16 protein-coding genes, 2 tRNA genes and 2 pseudogenes are annotated in these 16728 nt (G+C 45.9%); all 20 read right to left on the bottom strand.

Going from position 1 to position 16728, the window contains the following annotated elements; all coding sequences use genetic code 11:
- On the bottom strand, positions 1-585 hold a 585-nt coding region (locus tag JCM12259_RS15085; RefSeq protein WP_036888958.1), incomplete at its 3' end, for a PcfJ-like protein.
- 4 nt (positions 586-589) lie between these two features.
- Positions 590-1036: pseudogene (locus JCM12259_RS15090) on the bottom strand (PcfK-like family protein).
- Positions 1037-1058: 22 nt separating this feature from the next.
- Positions 1059-1489: pseudogene (locus JCM12259_RS15095) on the bottom strand (hypothetical protein).
- Positions 1490-1841: 352 nt separating this feature from the next.
- Positions 1842-2189, bottom strand: a complete 348-nt coding sequence (locus JCM12259_RS10500; RefSeq protein WP_025066430.1) for a hypothetical protein — start codon at positions 2187-2189, stop codon at positions 1842-1844.
- Positions 2190-2328: 139 nt separating this feature from the next.
- Positions 2329-2793 (bottom strand): DUF1896 domain-containing protein, encoded by a 465-nt coding sequence (locus JCM12259_RS10505; protein ID WP_025066431.1) that lies wholly within the window; start codon positions 2791-2793, stop codon positions 2329-2331.
- 35 nt (positions 2794-2828) lie between these two features.
- Positions 2829-4052 (bottom strand): site-specific integrase, encoded by a 1224-nt coding sequence (locus JCM12259_RS10510; RefSeq protein WP_025066432.1) that lies wholly within the window; start codon positions 4050-4052, stop codon positions 2829-2831.
- A 371-nt stretch (positions 4053-4423) separates the two neighbouring features.
- Positions 4424-4508: transfer RNA gene (locus tag JCM12259_RS10515), tRNA-Ser, on the bottom strand.
- Between the two features lie 47 nt (positions 4509-4555).
- Positions 4556-4626, bottom strand: a tRNA-Gln gene (locus JCM12259_RS10520).
- Positions 4627-4817: 191 nt separating this feature from the next.
- Positions 4818-5558 carry a nucleoside-specific channel-forming Tsx family protein gene (locus tag JCM12259_RS10525; protein ID WP_025066433.1) on the bottom strand — a complete coding sequence of 247 codons (741 nt, stop codon included), beginning with the start codon at positions 5556-5558 and terminating at the stop codon, positions 4818-4820.
- A gap of 63 nt (positions 5559-5621) precedes the next feature.
- Complete coding sequence (locus tag JCM12259_RS10530; protein ID WP_025066434.1) at positions 5622-6644, bottom strand: hypothetical protein; 1023 nt, start codon at positions 6642-6644, stop codon at positions 5622-5624.
- Between the two features lie 65 nt (positions 6645-6709).
- Positions 6710-8080 carry an MBOAT family O-acyltransferase gene (locus tag JCM12259_RS10535; RefSeq protein WP_025066435.1) on the bottom strand — a complete coding sequence of 457 codons (1371 nt, stop codon included), beginning with the start codon at positions 8078-8080 and terminating at the stop codon, positions 6710-6712.
- Positions 8081-8106: 26 nt separating this feature from the next.
- Positions 8107-8349 carry an acyl carrier protein gene (locus JCM12259_RS10540; protein WP_025066436.1) on the bottom strand — a complete coding sequence of 81 codons (243 nt, stop codon included), beginning with the start codon at positions 8347-8349 and terminating at the stop codon, positions 8107-8109.
- Between the two features lie 2 nt (positions 8350-8351).
- The gene (locus JCM12259_RS10545) at positions 8352-9848 is read right to left on the bottom strand and encodes an AMP-binding protein (RefSeq protein ID WP_025066437.1); all 1497 of its coding nucleotides are present in this window, start codon (positions 9846-9848) and stop codon (positions 8352-8354) included.
- Positions 9849-10228: 380 nt separating this feature from the next.
- The gene (locus JCM12259_RS15100) at positions 10229-11185 is read right to left on the bottom strand and encodes a TlpA family protein disulfide reductase (protein ID WP_025066438.1); all 957 of its coding nucleotides are present in this window, start codon (positions 11183-11185) and stop codon (positions 10229-10231) included.
- The gene (locus JCM12259_RS15910; protein WP_025066439.1) at positions 11176-11397 is read right to left on the bottom strand and encodes a DUF4369 domain-containing protein; all 222 of its coding nucleotides are present in this window, start codon (positions 11395-11397) and stop codon (positions 11176-11178) included. Before JCM12259_RS15910 ends, JCM12259_RS15100 begins: the two co-directional genes overlap by 10 nt.
- The gene (locus JCM12259_RS16785; RefSeq protein ID WP_156409628.1) at positions 11394-11558 is read right to left on the bottom strand and encodes a hypothetical protein; all 165 of its coding nucleotides are present in this window, start codon (positions 11556-11558) and stop codon (positions 11394-11396) included. The genes JCM12259_RS15910 and JCM12259_RS16785 overlap by 4 nt, the downstream gene beginning before the upstream one ends.
- Before the next feature lie 294 nt (positions 11559-11852).
- Positions 11853-13211 (bottom strand): dihydrolipoyl dehydrogenase, encoded by a 1359-nt coding sequence (lpdA, locus tag JCM12259_RS10570; protein WP_025066441.1) that lies wholly within the window; start codon positions 13209-13211, stop codon positions 11853-11855.
- 11 nt (positions 13212-13222) lie between these two features.
- Positions 13223-14680: an aminomethyl-transferring glycine dehydrogenase subunit GcvPB gene (gene gcvPB, locus JCM12259_RS15105; protein WP_036888956.1), complete on the bottom strand. Its 1458-nt coding sequence runs from the start codon at positions 14678-14680 to the stop codon at positions 13223-13225.
- Positions 14681-14691: 11 nt separating this feature from the next.
- The gene (gene gcvPA / locus JCM12259_RS10580; protein ID WP_025066442.1) at positions 14692-16011 is read right to left on the bottom strand and encodes an aminomethyl-transferring glycine dehydrogenase subunit GcvPA; all 1320 of its coding nucleotides are present in this window, start codon (positions 16009-16011) and stop codon (positions 14692-14694) included.
- A 102-nt stretch (positions 16012-16113) separates the two neighbouring features.
- Positions 16114-16494: a glycine cleavage system protein GcvH gene (gene gcvH / locus JCM12259_RS10585; RefSeq protein ID WP_025066443.1), complete on the bottom strand. Its 381-nt coding sequence runs from the start codon at positions 16492-16494 to the stop codon at positions 16114-16116.
- Positions 16495-16728 lie beyond the last annotated feature (234 nt).

Consider the following 16728-nt stretch of genomic DNA (forward strand, 5'->3'; position numbering starts at 1 on the left):
TATATCGTGAAAATCATCCTTGAAACCATTCCTGCGGAGTGTGTCCGTAACCTTGAACTTCGGATATGTCTGAGAATAGGCTGCATATTGGTAGGCTTCGTTGTCGTTACGGATAGCCATAGGGGTATAGTAAGAAAAGGTATCAACATATCTGCCCAATGTGCGTGGAATGGCAACAATGGCTTTCCGCCCTTGTGCATTCCACCAATACTGCCCGATTTCAAGCACATAGTGTTCAGCCTTGCAGCCTTTCTCCATTTCAGCCACGAGGAGGAACATACGCAAAACTTGATACCCTTCACAAGCGGTAAGCGTGGTAAAATACCGCTTTTGCTGTAATTTCCTTTGGAATGTTTCCTTGACCTGCAACTTTGCCCTGCAATGAGGGCAAGGGCAAGTTTCTCTATGTTTGTCCATTATCCAACTATGCCCACAATCCATACAAGTGGTGCGACCTTTTGGCAAGCGGTAGGCAAAGTGGTCTATACACTCACGGAATGCCCACTTACTTTGTGTCTTGGTTATTGGGCGAAGATGTTTGCTTTGTTCCAAAACCGCCTTCTCAAATTTATTTCTTGGTTTCATAGGCTTAAAAATCGAATAGTGATGGTTGTACTTGGGTTGCTATGTTCTCGGTCTTTTTCACTCGTGCGTTACGGCTCTGTAACTTGGCAAGTTCCTCACGCTGATATTGCTTAATGGCTTCCTGTCTTGCTTTGGCTTTTTCTTCCTCCGTTAGTTCCACAACGTGATTAACGGCAACTTGGCAAGAAACAGCCTTGTCGACTTCTATATCGTCCTCATCGTAGTAGTGAACAGCCATAGAGAAAATTTTTTCGAGCTAAGCTCTCAACAACTCGTCATCATCATCAAAGCCGTTACAACCGCTTTTCTGCACTTCATTAAGAATGTAGGTGATGCACTCCTCGATATTCTTATTAGGTTTCATCAAGTTAGGGGCAAATAAGGGGTCTGCCATAGCACGCTGATTAAGATACTCGGCTATTGTCCGTGTGAAATGTTCTGTTCCTTTCATTGTCGTATATGCTTTGATGTTATTAATACTTGGGAATTTCTACTATCTGATTGATGCGCCCATATAGGTAGCCTCTTAGGCTTGTTCTGTCGGGTGCGTAATACTCTGTCCACCTTCCATACTGATTAACAAGGTATTTCTTCAGTACGTCAAAGAAGTCAAAGCGATAACCTTGCAGGGGAACAGCTGTACGGAAATAGGTGTTAGAGTTTACTGCTTCACATAGCCAATTCTTTTCTTCACGCTCATACACTCGCCACGATTGAGTTTCACACGTAGGAGATATACTTTGCTGTTACAAAGGCTCTCCAAAGGGGGAACGTCCCATTGTACAAACTTAATTGCCAACACTTGCTCACTTTTTTCAGCCGTAGGGTTAATGCGGTAATGAGAGGAGGAGCTATATCCTTTTCTGTTCATTGAAGATGTTGTATTTACTTTTTGCTTATCCATAGCGACATTTTTTTTATGCGTCCAAAGATCGGAGTATGCTGATTCCTTTTTGTAGCAAAATAGAGGTAGCGGGGCGGGCTTACACAAGGTTTTGGCGGAAAATACAACCCGTAGGCGTGGAGATTTTCCAGACAAACCAAGCGGCACAGACCTTTTGAAAGCCACAAACCCCGTACTACCTTTGCGAATAAAAAGGGAACAGCATCCGTCTCCTTGTCATCGCATATCGTGGAGCATAGGAAAAGAAGCAAAAGTGCAACGCTCGTAGTGGAAAATAGAAAAGGTGGCTATCTCAATATGCGAGATAACCACCTGATGAAATAAGATAAAAGGTCTTACAGGACTGTGCTTCTCAAAGCACGCATAGCAGGATGGCACAGAGAATTGCCAGCCAGAAGAGAATGCTCAGCAGCGTAAATGTCACTTTTAGAATTACCCTGACTATAAAGCGTAGAATCAGAAAACCTGCAATGACAGAGACGGCAGTTACGACTTGCGGCGTTACCATCTTCGAGATAAGCCAAATGGCACCGATAACGATGGAAAGCAGGATAACGAGTTCGATGAAGCGTGTCCAAGAGAAGCGATGGACTTGCTTGGGAGAAGTCGGCTGCTGCTTGCTTTTATCGGTTTTGTTCGATGCGTCTGCCTTGATGAAGGCAGGTGTGTGGACATCTTGATTCATGATGATTGTATTCATATCGGAGCTTTTTATAGTTTCAAGAGCAATAACAAGATACTCTTCCACACAAAGCCAAGTGTTTGCTCAAACTCTTGGTGTGTGGGGAAGAATGGTTATCTTGGCTCTTGACACTACAAAAGTTCCCGATGGTGTTACATCAAGTCATGTTCTCACTATTGACGGTTGGCAGACCATTGACCTCAATGATCAGAACGATTGTCCCTGTCAGTTCGGTGTAGAGTTTCTCATACTCTGGACTTGCACCAAAGTCGTCCGTCAGTTCATACTTATCGAAAACGCTTTGCACAGCCTTATTCTTCAGAAGCATTGGTGTTAGTCTTTCAGGAAGAGGAGAAGGGAGTTCTTTCTCAAACTCATTCTCTAAAACTGAAACAAGGGTGTCGTACTTGGAAAAATGCAAACCTTGGTATAACACTTCGCTTGCCATTACCTCTGCCTCTGGGTGAGAGAATCCTTGTGCCATTGCATCACAGTAGGTAGTAAGGGCTTCATCGGCTCTTGCCGTTATGAATGGTTTATCACCCAGCATTTCGGGGAAATGCTCACTGAGATAAGTCTCTAATTTCAATCGGAAGTAAGATAGTTCTTTCTTTGTTTCCATAATCGTCTATTATTTTAGGGTTATACATTAATATATTATATGCCCATAGCTGTATTGAACTTACTGAGTTTTCCAGCCAATTCTTCCATATCATGCTCTATCTTCTTGTTGGTGATGCGAGCATAGATTTGTGTAGTCTTTATGTTGGTGTGCCCCAGCATCTTTGACACACTTTCCATCGGAACGCCCTTACTCAGCGACATTGTGGCAAATGTGTGGCGTGCAAGGTGGAAGGTCAGCCTCTTCTTGATACCGCAAAGGTCGGCAATTTCCTTGAGATAAGCGTTAATCTTCTGGTTTGTAAGTACCGGAAGGAGTTTACCGTCCCGATAGGTCTTATGCCCATATTTGGTGATGATACGCTTAGGAATGTCAAGAAGCAGCACATTGGTTTCCACGCTTGTCTTCTGACGTTTGGTCATAATCCATTGCTTGTCGTCAAGCGTAACGATGTTGTCCGGCGTAAGGTTGGACACGTCTATATATGCCAGACCTGTAAAGCAAGAGAAGATGAAAACATCTCTTACCAGTTCCAGGCGGTTGATACCGAAATCCTTGTTGGCAATCTTCATGATTTCCTCGTCAGTGAGGAAGCCACGGTTTACCGGTTCCAAGTGGAAATGATGATTTATGAACGGGTCGTGGTTCAACGCGCCCATCTTCCTTCCCAGTATGGTGATGGTCTTGAAAGTCTTCATCGTTTTCGTGGCCGTATTGGGATTCTGCCCAGCGGTTGTACGCAGATAAATGTCAAAGTCATGAATGACGGTGAATGTCAGTTCAGACAGGCGAATGTCACAACGCTTGTACTTTTCGTTCAAGAAGGCCGCAAAGTGTTTCTTACACACGTTGTATTTCTGCAACGTTGCCACACTCACCGAGACACCAACCTGTTCCTGTATGTCCGTATTATGCTTCTCGAAAAGCTGCATGAGTGTGCAGACATTGTCCTGCCTGCCGAGATACTCAGACTTGATGCGTTCCAAGCACAGGTCGTCCGTCATTTCCAACTTGCGATAGATGGTTTGCAGGTCGTTTTGGATGCTGTCCAACTGCAAGTTCATGCTTAGGGCTTCGGTATTGCGTCCTTTCACCCGTTCTCGCGTACTGTCCCATTGGTTCTGTTCAACGGCGATCCCGGCTGAGCCTATGCACAACCGTTCGTTGTTAAGGTAAATCCTCAACATCACAGGGGTCTTGCCCTCCTTGTTTACATAGTTGCTTCTGAGATAGAAGACTGTTCTGAAAATTGATTTCATACATTGACTGTTTTTAATTGTAGCTGGATTCATGGGAAATTGTTCCACATCGAAAGGAATTTTATCGCCTAAATGGATGGAATGAACTTCCATATATCCCACTGCAAAGTTCTACATAATCATTTGAATAACAGCAATATATAAGTACTCTAAACAATCTCTGTACGTACTCTTGGTTACAATTTTTATTCGGCTCATCTTTTTGTAACCAGATTGTAACCGTAGGAGAGTATTTTGGGCGTTTCGGCACCCTCCTTACGTACTCTGAAAAAACATGTAAGTATAAAACAAAAGTATCGTAACTTATTGAAGCTACGATACTTACTGATTTTGTGAAGTATTTTCTGAAGTCTTCTCCAGAGTACTTCCTGCGGAGAGAGAGGGATTCGAACCCCCGGTGCCTCTCAGCACGACGGTTTTCAAGACCGTTGTAATCGACCACTCTACCATCTCTCCTAAATGGAAAGCAGTAGTTTATTTACCAACTACTTGCCTTTTTTATGTTGGGATACCAGGATTCGAACCTGGAATGACAGGACCAGAATCTGTAGTGTTACCATTACACCATATCCCAATGAAATGTCTTGTCTGCTTGTTCCTTTCTGAACTTCGGCACAAAGGTACGTATTTTTCTTAAACCGACAAACTTTTTCAATGATTTTTATATCGCCTTCTTGATTTTCTCTATTTATGATCATTATAGAGATTGTAAAAGAAAAGCGGCCATCTTTCGATAGGCCGCTATTGGATATGATAGGGAGAGACTTAGAAAGTCCATTTGGCTGCTACTGTCGGGATAGCATAGAAGCGATTATTCTCACCGCGTTCATTGAAAACGAAGTTATTGCTGATCTCGACTTCGCTTCCTAAACTCAGATTGATTCCTTCCCAACCTTTAAGGGCGTTGAGGTTTAGCCAAAACTGGGGTTCGGAGACGACAATCCAATTGCCTCGAACACTACGGTCATACCACAGATCGCAGAATCCGCTGAATGTACAAAGGTTATGTGCGAAAGTGGTGCTCCATACTTCGGTGAGCTGGGCACTGTTGAACGGACGATTCCATGGATTCTTACCTTTGAAATTATATTTGTAAAGGAGTTGCACCGAAAATGTCTTTGAAAAATCGGCATTGGCCCAATTCCATGCACCACCAAGTAGTGCAGCATGTTGGAAACGAGTGGAGATAAATGTTTCTTTATCGGATGTCAGACCACCATCATACTCAATATGGGCTGCCCATTGCTTGTTGGGCGTGAGATTCATCTCTCGTGAAATCTCCCAGTAGGCTCCCATGACGCCGTCTTTTAGATAATCGATATCGACAAAGAAGTAATTACTACCCCATTTATCTGCCTTGAACATCTCCACGGTGGTAGTGATGCTCATTCGATTGCTGAGATCTTTATAAAGTGAATGACCGAGATCGTAATGCAACTGAACATTTTGTGAGAAACCAACTGCCGCAAATAAGGACAGCAATACTGAGGAAAGGATTTTCTTCATGAGATGTATAAAATGATAATTAATGTACTGCAAAATTACAATATTTATTTTAATGAGCATCCATTAATGCGCATATAAATCGCGAAGAATGGCTCTACCTACTCCTACGCGATAATGAATATCGTCGTAAAAATTGTGATAGTTGCGATATTTCAAGCCTGCACGACCGGAATAATCAGCCACATGATCGGCCCCGAAGATCTGCCTGAGGATGGCGTCATCCTCAGGATTCATGGCTGTGGCACCCTGTGTTGGGCCGATGACGATCTTGATATTGGTGTGATGACGCTGGCAAATATCTCGGATGGCTTCGAGATGGGTAATCTGTACTTTGTGGATGACAGGCTGCCCGAAAGTGATAGAGGTGTCTCCGGGAGCGCATCTATATTTGGCATAAGGATCCCAATAACGTTCGCCTTTCTCTCGAATTTCCCGTTCGGTTTCTAACGTATCATCGTTTGTATAACGAGTGCGGATACGTCCGCGCGAATTCATGATGCCGATCATACTCCGATCATACTTGTGCGTGATATAATACCGAAGGTAAGGACCTAAGAACTTAGGATTAAAGAAACCTTGCAGAAAAATGACTTGGTAGCTCATTTCACTTTTCCCGCTGACTTCGGGAGGCATGACGTGCATAATTCCTTTCTGCAAATCGGTGGGAGAAAAGAAGCCGGGTTCGCAGACAATGAGTAGATTTTTGATCTTTTGCCCAGGCTGGCGGTCGAGTGCGTCGAGTTTCAGGCGCAAGTCCATGAGCCCCTCACCATTACTGAACAGCCGGAAAGGGTGTGCCTTGATATAGCGGTTCCAGTCGGATGTATTGAAAGCGAGTGTAGATGACGAACCCATGATAAATGAGTCGTAGTGCATTTTGTGCCGGAACATTTTGTATTTGTACCATCCCACAGCTCCCTCGCTTTGACAGATCTCGGGACTATCGTAGTCGTCGTAAGTGCGAATCACCATAAACGGATCTTTCACAACATACCAAATGATCAATCCGAGGAATGGTATAGCCAAGAGAATCGTATTTATATAGAATCGTGCGAGCGACTTCTTATTTCGTAAAAACTTCATCATAGCAGTATTTCAAATAAAATGCATAAATTAAAATCCGATAAATTTATGAATGCAGAAGCACGCCATCAGAATTGCACATAGATAAAGTTCTCGACACCGAAGGCTCCGAATAAGAAGATCAGCAGGATTGTAGCAAAGTAGATGGGCCAACGTTGCCAAGCAGGTCGACGGGCTGTCCATTTCAGAATGTCGACACGCGAATGCGCGTAGTCCAAAAGGAACATAAGCAATACCGCGACCCCAAAATAGATCCATTGAGAATCGGTCATGCCGAGGCGCAGTTCCTTAATATTGGTCTCGAATCCATCAAAAAGGTGACGGTAGGTGTACATGGCGTCATCGATCTTGGGTAATCGGAAGAAAAGCAGCGAGAGTGCGAATAGCACATAGGTGCGTATCATTTGCAGCGGTCGATAAATCGAATCAGGCAATAGGCTGTGCACACGGTCACGGAATCCTGATGCAGCCGTCTCATAAACGACGATCACACCTTGGAAGAGTCCATAGAATGCGAAAGCCCATCCGGCACCATGCCAAATGCCGATCACCACGAATGTAACAATGAGTGACCCATAGATGCCCCAGCGTTTCCATGTGCGCGTTGCCGCCGACATCGGCATGAAGACATAATCACGCACCCATGACGAGAGCGAAATATGCCAGCGACGCCACAACTCACCCGTGGTTAGAGAAATGAAAGGCCTATCGAAGTTAGGCGAGAGTGTGAAGCCAAACATTCGTCCGAGGCCGATAGCCATTAGCGTATAACCGGCAAAGTCGGCATAAAGTTGTATGGGATAGATCAGGGTGACTGTCAGCAACTGACTGCCTGTGGCCTCGTAAACATTGCTAAACACGGTGTCGAGAGATGGTGCAATGCGATCGGCAATGACCAGCTTCATAAAGCCTCCCCAGATTATGAGCTTCATTCCATATACCACCTTGTCATAATCAAAACGTTGGGCCTGTTTGAGTTGAGGCAACAGGTCGTATCCGCGCTCGATCGGTCCCGAAAGAAACTTCATGAAGAGCAGCATGTAGAGTGTGAAATCCATCAAACTGTCCTCGGGGTCTTCGTCCCAATAGATCTCGATGAGATAAGACAAGGCTTGGAATGTGTAAAAAGAAATGCCAAGCGGAAACAGAGGCGCCCAGTAGCGGGCGGCAAGCCACGTACAGACAAGCACTGCGATGCTTCCCACAAACACGTAGGAAGCCGATCGTTGACCGCGAATGGATGCGAGGTATTTACCTGCATAGAATGTGAACACGTTGATGCCGAGGGCATACGCAATATAAATGAGGTGATAGTATCCAGCAAACACCAGACTTGCCAACAGCAATAATCCATGCTGCCAACACCTATTGGTTTTGAGATAATACAATATAAAAGTCACCGTCAGCAAGATGGTGAACGGTATTGATATAAATTCCATTGTGTCAGATAACTAAGGTCAACGACTCATTTGGCCTTGTCGATGATCGCATCACACAATCCGCCGACATCCTTGATACGCATAATATCGCGAAATTTAAATCGAATATTGTAGTGCTTTTCGATCTCACTGATGATGATCATATTTGTGATAGAGTCCCATCCATCCACATCCTTGGCCGACATGTTCTCTTCCAAGGTTAAGTTCGGGTCTTTCAGCGCTTCTGAAAAAATGGCATTCAGGGTGGCCAATACTTCTTTCTTTTCCATACCTATTTGTTATTCTTTTGTATATATTCTGCAATCTTTCGTCTGTCTATCTTGTTATTAGCGTTCTGCGGAAAATGCTTCATCTCGTGAACAGCTACCGGAATCATATAACTCGGCAAATAACGGTGGAGATATTCAATCAGTTCTGGCTCAGAGTTGGCTTTTCCATGCTCGACGGCCAAGTGTATTTGGCAGTTGTGATGATGGTCATAAATAGGCAGGGCAACCACTGCATTGCGTTCATTATAGAATTTTCGGGCTACATGCTCAATCTCACTCAACTCGATGCGATAACCCTGTATCTTGATCTGCGAGTCCTTACGACCGTAATAAAGAATGTCGCCGGAGGCGTTCATGGCACAAACATCACCAGTTTTGTAATACCTTCGTCCGGCATGTTGGAAAAACGCAGCACGCGTCTTCGTCTCATCGCCCCAGTAGCCTGGGGTGAGTTGTGGTCCTGACAGGCACAGCTCGCCTTTCTCATCGGGTTTGCAGATGCGACCGTTGTCGTCGATCACGATTGTACCCACATCTTTCATCGCCTTTCCGATGCCCATAATACCGTTGACATTACGGTTGCCTCCGCCGCGAACATATTCTGCCCCCGTGCAATAGATGGTACATTCCGTGGGACCGTAGACATTCCAAATTTCTGCATTGGGAACACATTCGGCCCAGCAGTCGACATCGCCCAGATTGAGTCCCTCGCCGGCAAAGAGAGAGTAGCGCAACTCTTCGATGCGCAACTCATCCAAGTAGGGGCGCAGGTAATGAATCACCGACGGCACCATCATGGTGAAAGTGAGATGATGATCGTCTAAAAGTTCAAAGACGGCTTGATACTTGATTCGGTCATACGTCACAGTATAGGTGCAGGCTCCGCTTAACAGCGGGAGGAGGTAAGACTGCACCGAGAGATCGAACGTGAGATCAAACATCTGCAAGCAACGATCATCGGCTGTTAATCGGAAACCCAAGGCGCGGAATCCCTCGATGAAAGCAGCCACGTTTCCGCGTGTGATAGGCACGCCTTTGGGCCTGCCTGTGCTGCCCGATGTGAATAGAATATAGGCCAACTCGTCGTCATTGAAAGAGCGTGGGATGTCCATCGAGACTTCATCCAGTGACAAGCGTTGAGTCATCACGACTTTTATATTCTCGTAACGCGTTTCCTTGCCAGAATCGAGTAGGGTAGTGATACCCACCTGCTCGATGATATCAGTGCATCGCTCGATAGGCTGTCCAGGATGGAGCGGAATGTAACACTTGCCTTCAAACCACAAGGCGAGAATCGAAGCATAGGTTTCAAGATCGTCGTTGGCCACGAGTCCGATGTGTTTGGAGGAAACACTCCTCAAGGCCTTCCTGATTTTCGAGACGCCCACCGCTAAATCCCGATAAGTGAAAAATGTTCCGTCGATGCAGAAAGCATTTCTGCCCGACTCTTCAACCAATGCCCGCCACAGGGCTTTTACCACTATTTCGTTAAATCCCATATTCCAAAAATAGGTGCGGAATCGGTACTTACCGATCCGCACTTCATCGTTTCGTACAGTAAAATAACTCATTTTTCCACAAAATCCCTCATCTTTCTCATATTATTTAATATTATTTTACCTTTGACCATGCTTTCGCTTTTATTTTCCACTGAATTCCCGAACTCGGTGGAAAAAGGTCGAATAGAAACGGCGTATGTCCCCCGGTGTAGATGCAAAATGAGAAGTATACGATGAGTCGCCGAGAAGTATAGGACTTGTGGGGCAGAAGTCCTATACTTCTCGACGACTCTTTAAGAGATTGGTATTCTCTCTCTTATGAGGGGAAGGAATCTCGGTTGTGGCTTACTTTCCGGCCTGATCTGACAACAGACTTTCGATCATGCTGTGGGCTTCGTCCGGATCGGATGTGGCAGGATGACATGTCCTTCGGGATCGAGAATGAGCAAGTTGGGAATGGCCGTGAGACGGTAGGCATCACGCAAGGTCTGTATCGACGACTTGGGTGCTTGCAGCTGTATCCAGGGCATCTTTTCTTCATCCATAGCGCGTTTCCAATCTTCGGTTTTGGCATCCACCGATATACTGATTATGCGAAGTCGAGTGCCGAATTGGGCATGTAGCGCTTTGATCTTGGGAATGGCTGCACGACACGGACCGCACCATGATGCCCAGAAATCGATAAAGGTATATTTCTCCTTGGCGAGAAAAGAGGACAGTTTGTGTTTCTGTCCCTTGGGCGTCACCACACCGAAATCTGTGTAGAGCGTGCCTTTGGTGAACTTACGCAGTCCTTCGATTGTTTTCCGAAAGTTGGCATACCCCATCTGGTCGTCATTGTCTTTGAGCAAGGCCAACATGCGGTCGTAATCGGCATCGGTATAGGTAAAGAGGTTTTCGAGTTGATCTCGCTGGAGTTTCAAAGAGATGACATAGGTGGGATGCTGCTCGATAAAGGTACGGTTGAGGACTGCCACGGTGCCTGCATCTTTCTTGGCGGCATTTTTTAGACGTTGTTCTTGCTCGGCATCCTTTTGCGCCCGCGGCGTGTCGAACTGATATTTTTGCAGGGCATGCTCGCTTTTCCAGGCCTGCAATTCGGCGTCGTAGACGGCTTTGCGCCACTCGTCATACTGCGCTTGTGCGCGGCCTCCTTTCACGGTGACATTCTTTTCCTTGAAAAGAGGGGTGCTCTGATATTCATAGTTACGCGGAATGCTATCGAAATGTGCAGCCATCACCACGATAGGCGTATTCTCGATCAAGATGGGTATGCCTCGATCTTGGGCATACTCGCCGTCTCCATAGATGGCTTTGTCATTGATCTTTAATTGCACGAGCGTGGCTTCGCCACATGGCCTGTGAGGCGGAAAGCACCGTTTACGACCTTTGTGGTGGAGATATCGATTCTTTTACCGTCTTGTTTGACTTCCAACGCCACTTCGGCTCCATTCTTCAAACCGGGGAATTTGCCAGTAACAGTATAGTGCTGTGCGCCTGCCGGTAAAGCTATCAGCAATGCGGCGGCGAGTGTTTGACTTGTTTTCATTGTCTATTTTGTTGATTGTTGATTAGTGGAACATCATGTGTGGCGATCATAATACCGCCATTAGGGGCAATCTGCACGAGATGTGGAATACTGTTGATCTTGTTATAGGCCAAATTCCATGGATTAACTTCCTGTGTTTCCAATGTAACTTTGCCTTCCATGTTCAGATACTGGTCTTGCTGCCATGTAAAGTAGGGAAAGAAATGCCTACGTGCATTTCTTCCGTCTGGGTCGGACCCGGCTGGGTGCCTTGCGAGCATTCTTTAAGAAAGTTGTCTGTGCATGATGAGAGAGCCAAAGCGTTTGCATTTGATTGGACTTTGATGAGATACAAATTTCGGTGAAATGCTATTGAAGAATATTCGGGAAGTGTGTCTGATGAAATGATTGAAACAGGAAACGGAGTAACATCCGACTGTTTCAGCCGTGTTACTCCGCTTTCTATGCGCATCCGATTATGAAGCTGTCAAAGCAATATCTTGCAAGATTTCGCTTAGAGTGGGATGTGTATGGATGATGTCGCGTAGGTCTGTGATCGTCGTGTTACGGTTGATTAGTGCGGTTACTTCTTGCACAATATCAGAGGCATGAGCGCCGAACGCGTGGCAGCCTATGATCAAGCCGTGTGCATCGATAACCAACTTGATGAGTCCTTCAAATTCGTTCATCGCCAAAGCCTTACCATTTGATCGGTAATGCCCTTTGTAACACTTGCACTCAATGTCGTTTGCCTTGCAACTATCTTCGGTCATCCCCACGCTTCCGGCTTCCGGATGCGTAAAGATAGCAGATGGCATGATATCGAAACGAATGTGATCCGCCTTGCCGAGGATGTGATTCACGGCGCGGAAACCTTGGAATGTGGCTGCATGAGCCAGCATTTGCCGACCGTTGACATCGCCGATCGCATAAACACTCGATACGTTTGTCTGCATGTTTTCATTCACGGTGATGCCTTTTCGATCGTAAGCAATGCCGGCTTCGGCCAGTCCTAATCCCTCTATGCGAGGTTCACGACCGGTTGCCACCAACACAATGTCGGCTTCGACGGCAGCTTCTTTGCCTTTCTTTTCAAACGTAACGGTGAGTGCATGGCCTGTTTCTTCAATCTTTTTCACACCCGATTGCAGGTGGAAATCGATTTCGTTGCGTTCCAATGTCTTGCGCAAGCGTTTGGCAATGTCGCTGTCGAGTGTCGGAAGACACTCTTTCAAAAATTCGATCACTGTGACTTTACTACAGAAACTACTGAAAATGCTGGCAAATTCCATCCCGATAACGCCGGCGCCGATGATGCACAACCGTTGCGGAACATGATCAATGTCGAGCAATTCTGTTGAAGTGATTACATGGGATAGGTCGATTCCTTCGATAGGAGGAATTTTGGCACGTGATCCGGTGGCAATGATGATATTGTCGGCAGTGATTTCTTCGCCGTTGACAATGACGGTTTTTCCGTCTTTCAACTGTGCTTTTCCGCGTAGGAAAGTGATGCCGGGCGAAGCCATGAGTGTTTCCACACCTTTGCGTAATTGTTCGACAATCTGCTGTTTGCGCTCGATCACTCGTTGGAAGTTGATTTTCGGCAGCGGCGATGACAGTGAAATGCCATAAACATCACCGTCTTTCAGTTCGTTGAAAACCTCTGCATTGCGACAAAGAGTCTTCGTCGGAATACACCCGCAATTCAAACATGTTCCGCCGGCTTCGGCTTCTTCGACAATCACCACTTGTAAACCGTTTCTCGCAGCATATTCGGCAGCACGGTATCCACCTGGTCCGCTACCGATGATAAGTAAGTCAGTCCTTGTCATTGATCAGTTGTTTAGTAGGTCATGATCGGATGTTTAGCAGCCAACACATCATCAACCCTACCGATGGGTGTGTGATGTGGCGCTGATTTCACGGTTTCCGGTTCTTCGATTGCTTCCTGAGCGATTTTCCGAAGCACGTCGATGAAACCATCAATCGTGTCTTTGCTTTCATTCTCTGTGGGTTCGATCATCATCGCTTCATGAAATAAAAGCGGGAAATAAATCGTCGGAGCGTGATAGCCATAATCTAAAAGACGTTTGGCAATATCCATTGTGGTGACGCCGGTGCTCTTATCTTTCAAACCGTCAAAGACGAATTCGTGTTTGCACAAACCTTCAATGGGTAGTTCATAAACATCTTTCAACATCTCCTTTATATAGTTAGCGTTGAGTGTCGCAAGCGGCCCCACCATCTTAATATTCTCTTTTCCGAGGGTCAAGATGTATGTATAAGCGCGTAAAAGAACTAAAAAGTTTCCCAAAAAGGCACCCACAGCGAGCGGAGTTGTATCACCCGGGAGCGTGTAATGATTCTCTTGAATGACGAAACGTCCGTTTTCCTTGATCACTCTGGGTGAAGGCAGGAATTGTTCGAGCCCCTCTCTCACACCGACCGGACCTGCACCGGGTCCTCCGCCACCATGAGGCGTTGAGAAAGTCTTATGAAGATTGATGTGCATGACGTCGAATCCCATATCGCCAGGACGACATGTTCCGAGCAACGGATTGAGATTTGCACCGTCATAGTACATCAAACCGCCGCAGTCGTGCACCAAACGAGTGATCTCAGGGATCTTCTGTTCGAAGAGTCCTAACGTGTTAGGATTGGTCATCATCATTGCAGCCACACTGTCATCGAGCAATCGTTTCAAATCGTCTACGTCGACAATGCCTTCCGGAGTGCTCTTAACTTCGACCACTTCGAGCCCGCATACTGCGGCCGAAGCGGGATTTGTGCCGTGAGCAGAGTCTGGAATGATCACTTTGATGCGCTTATTGTCATGGCGACTTTGATGGTAAGAGCGGATTATCATCAGTCCGGTCAACTCTCCTTGAGCACCGGCAAACGGGTTTAAAGTGAATTCACTCAATCCCGATAATTCGGAAAGAGCCTGTTGCAAATTATAATACACCTCCAAAGCGCCTTGACAAGTCTCGGCAGGTTGCAACGGATGGAGGTTTTGGAACTGTGGCAAAGCAGCTACTTCTTCGTTGATGATAGGGTTATATTTCATCGTGCAACTGCCCAAAGGATAAAATCCGTTGTTCACGCCGAAGTTGTTTTCACTGTGATTTGTATAATGACGCACGACAGTCATTTCATCACACTCGGGGAGTTCGGCATCTTTTGCTCTGCGCATAGATGCCGGGAGTTCATAATGATCGAATTGATTGTTGGGTAAGGTATAGCCTCTTCGCCCCGGATGAGATAATTCGAAAATCAGATTTCCGTATAATTTATTGTTCATTTGACAGCGGATTAAAGGTCAGACAATGTTATAAGCCGGTCGATCTCGGCCTTGGTTCGTTTCTCGGTAACAGCAAACATAATGGTGTCTTCTGCCATTTTCACGCCGCCGAGAATGCCGTTTTCCAAGTATTTATGTTGGAGAGCATCGACATTACCGTTGAATTTGACGCAAAATTCATTAAAGAAAGGCTGATCATAAGCCATTGAGAAACGTCCTGACTTGATCAACTCGTCGCACAAATAGTGTGCTCCGTCGTAAGAGAGTTGTGCTGCATCTTTCAGTCCTTGCTTACCCATCACACTCATATAGATGGTGATGAATAAAGCCATCAGACTCTCGTTAGAACAAATATTGGATGTTGCTTTCTCGCGGCGGATATGTTGTTCGCGTGCTTGGAGTGTCAACACGAAGACGCGTCTACCCTCTTTGTCAAGTGTCTTACCAACGATTCGGCCCGGCATTTTGCGCATCATTTTCTCTGTGCAGCACATATATCCGATATAAGGACCGCCGAATGCCATCGGAATACCGAGTGACTGACCTTCGCCCACAGCAATGTCGGCACCCCATTCACCCGGAGTTTTCAGCAGTGCCAGATCTGCCGGATTGCTGTTCATAATGAAAAGAGCTTTCTGGCTGTGGCATGCGTCGGCATATCCCGTATAATCCTCGATAATACCGAAGCGATTAGGTTGCTGCACGATGACGCCGGCCACGCCACCTTCGGTTAATTTTGCATCAAGCGCCTCGCGTGAAGTGATGCCTGATTTTGCCTCAATCATTTTGACGGAAACACCATGAAAATAGGCGTAAGTCTTGATCACATGGAGGATTCGCTTGTCTACGGTGTCAGAAACCAATATTGTATTCGCTTTCTTGGCAGCTGCGGCAGCCATCAAAGCAGCTTCGGCCGTGGCCGTACTGCCATCATACATCGACGCGTTGGAGATATCCATGCCGGTGAGTTCGGCCATCATGCTCTGATATTCGAAGATATAATGCAGTGTGCCTTGTGATATTTCAGCTTGATAGGGCGTGTAACTTGTCAGAAATTCCGAGCGTTCCACCAAGTTGGGAACAATCGAGGGCGTGTAATGATCATACACGCCGGCACCGGCAAAGACAGTTAGTTGTTGATTTTCTTGGCCGAGTTTCTCAAAGAGTTGTCGGATTTCGATCTCACTTTTAGCTTCGGGAAGATGATAGTCTCGATCAAAATGAATGCTGTTGGGCACTTCGGCGTATAGATCTTCCAATGATTTGGCGCCGATGCGATCGAGCATTTGTGTGATCTCTTCTTGCGTATGGGGAAAGAATTTGTATTGCATCGTTTAGAGAAATATAGGGAGGTGATGTGTAAGCACGCATTACTTGCAGCGCCAATAAGCCTTACCCGCAGTGCAAAACATGCTTACTCATCTCCTCATTGACTATTTATTGCAGAAAGCCTCGTAAGCTTTGGCATCCATTAGTTCGTCGAGTTCTGTTTTGTTTGAGAGTTCAACTTTGATGATCCAGTTTGCAAAAGCATCTTGATTGATCAGTTCCGGCTGATCGTCCAAGGCGTCATTGACTTCAATGACAGTCCCGCTTACGGGCGATTTCAGATCGCTGGCAGCCTTCACACTCTCCACAGCGCCGAAATCATCGCCTGCTTCCAGCTCGTCATCGACATCGGGCATATCCACATAAACAATGTTGCCCAAGGCATTCTGAGCGAAATCCGTAATACCGATGTAAGCTTGATTGCCCTCTACGCGTACATACTCGTGTGACTCACTGTAATAGAGTCCTTCCATAAATTTAGCCATTGTATTGATTGTTTTAGTTATGATGATTTGTAGTCTTTTGTTTTAATTATTCTGATTTATGTCTTACTTACTCTTTGATTTTGTCAAAACCAATGCTTTCTCACTCCATTCATCTGATGTTTCATCTCAAAAGAATCTCCGATGGGCCCACGCACCTGCTGCATGGAGCAAAAAGAATCTCCGATGAGACCATGCACCTGCTGCATGAAGCAAAAAGAATCTCCGATGAGGCCA

The sequence above is a fragment of the Hoylesella enoeca JCM 12259 genome, assembly GCF_000613405.1.
Classification (GTDB): Bacteria; Bacteroidota; Bacteroidia; order Bacteroidales; family Bacteroidaceae; genus Prevotella; species Prevotella enoeca.

Bases quoted from the DNA above. Each gene is read 5' to 3' on its own strand.
- JCM12259_RS10500 (WP_025066430.1), bottom strand. From the start codon at position 2,189: ATGAATACAATCATCATGAATCAAGATGTCCACACACCTGCCTTCATC.
- JCM12259_RS10505 (WP_025066431.1), bottom strand. From the start codon at position 2,793: ATGGAAACAAAGAAAGAACTATCTTACTTCCGATTGAAATTAGAGACT.
- JCM12259_RS10510 (WP_025066432.1), bottom strand. From the start codon at position 4,052: ATGAAATCAATTTTCAGAACAGTCTTCTATCTCAGAAGCAACTATGTA.
- JCM12259_RS10525 (WP_025066433.1), bottom strand. From the start codon at position 5,558: ATGAAGAAAATCCTTTCCTCAGTATTGCTGTCCTTATTTGCGGCAGTT.
- JCM12259_RS10530 (WP_025066434.1), bottom strand. From the start codon at position 6,644: ATGATGAAGTTTTTACGAAATAAGAAGTCGCTCGCACGATTCTATATA.
- JCM12259_RS10535 (WP_025066435.1), bottom strand. From the start codon at position 8,080: ATGGAATTTATATCAATACCGTTCACCATCTTGCTGACGGTGACTTTT.
- JCM12259_RS10540 (WP_025066436.1), bottom strand. From the start codon at position 8,349: ATGGAAAAGAAAGAAGTATTGGCCACCCTGAATGCCATTTTTTCAGAA.
- JCM12259_RS10545 (WP_025066437.1), bottom strand. From the start codon at position 9,848: ATGGGATTTAACGAAATAGTGGTAAAAGCCCTGTGGCGGGCATTGGTT.
- JCM12259_RS15910 (WP_025066439.1), bottom strand. From the start codon at position 11,397: ATGAAAACAAGTCAAACACTCGCCGCCGCATTGCTGATAGCTTTACCG.
- JCM12259_RS16785 (WP_156409628.1), bottom strand. From the start codon at position 11,558: ATGGAAGGCAAAGTTACATTGGAAACACAGGAAGTTAATCCATGGAAT.
- lpdA (WP_025066441.1), bottom strand. From the start codon at position 13,211: ATGACAAGGACTGACTTACTTATCATCGGTAGCGGACCAGGTGGATAC.
- gcvPB (WP_036888956.1), bottom strand. From the start codon at position 14,680: ATGAACAATAAATTATACGGAAATCTGATTTTCGAATTATCTCATCCG.
- gcvPA (WP_025066442.1), bottom strand. From the start codon at position 16,011: ATGCAATACAAATTCTTTCCCCATACGCAAGAAGAGATCACACAAATG.
- gcvH (WP_025066443.1), bottom strand. From the start codon at position 16,494: ATGGCTAAATTTATGGAAGGACTCTATTACAGTGAGTCACACGAGTAT.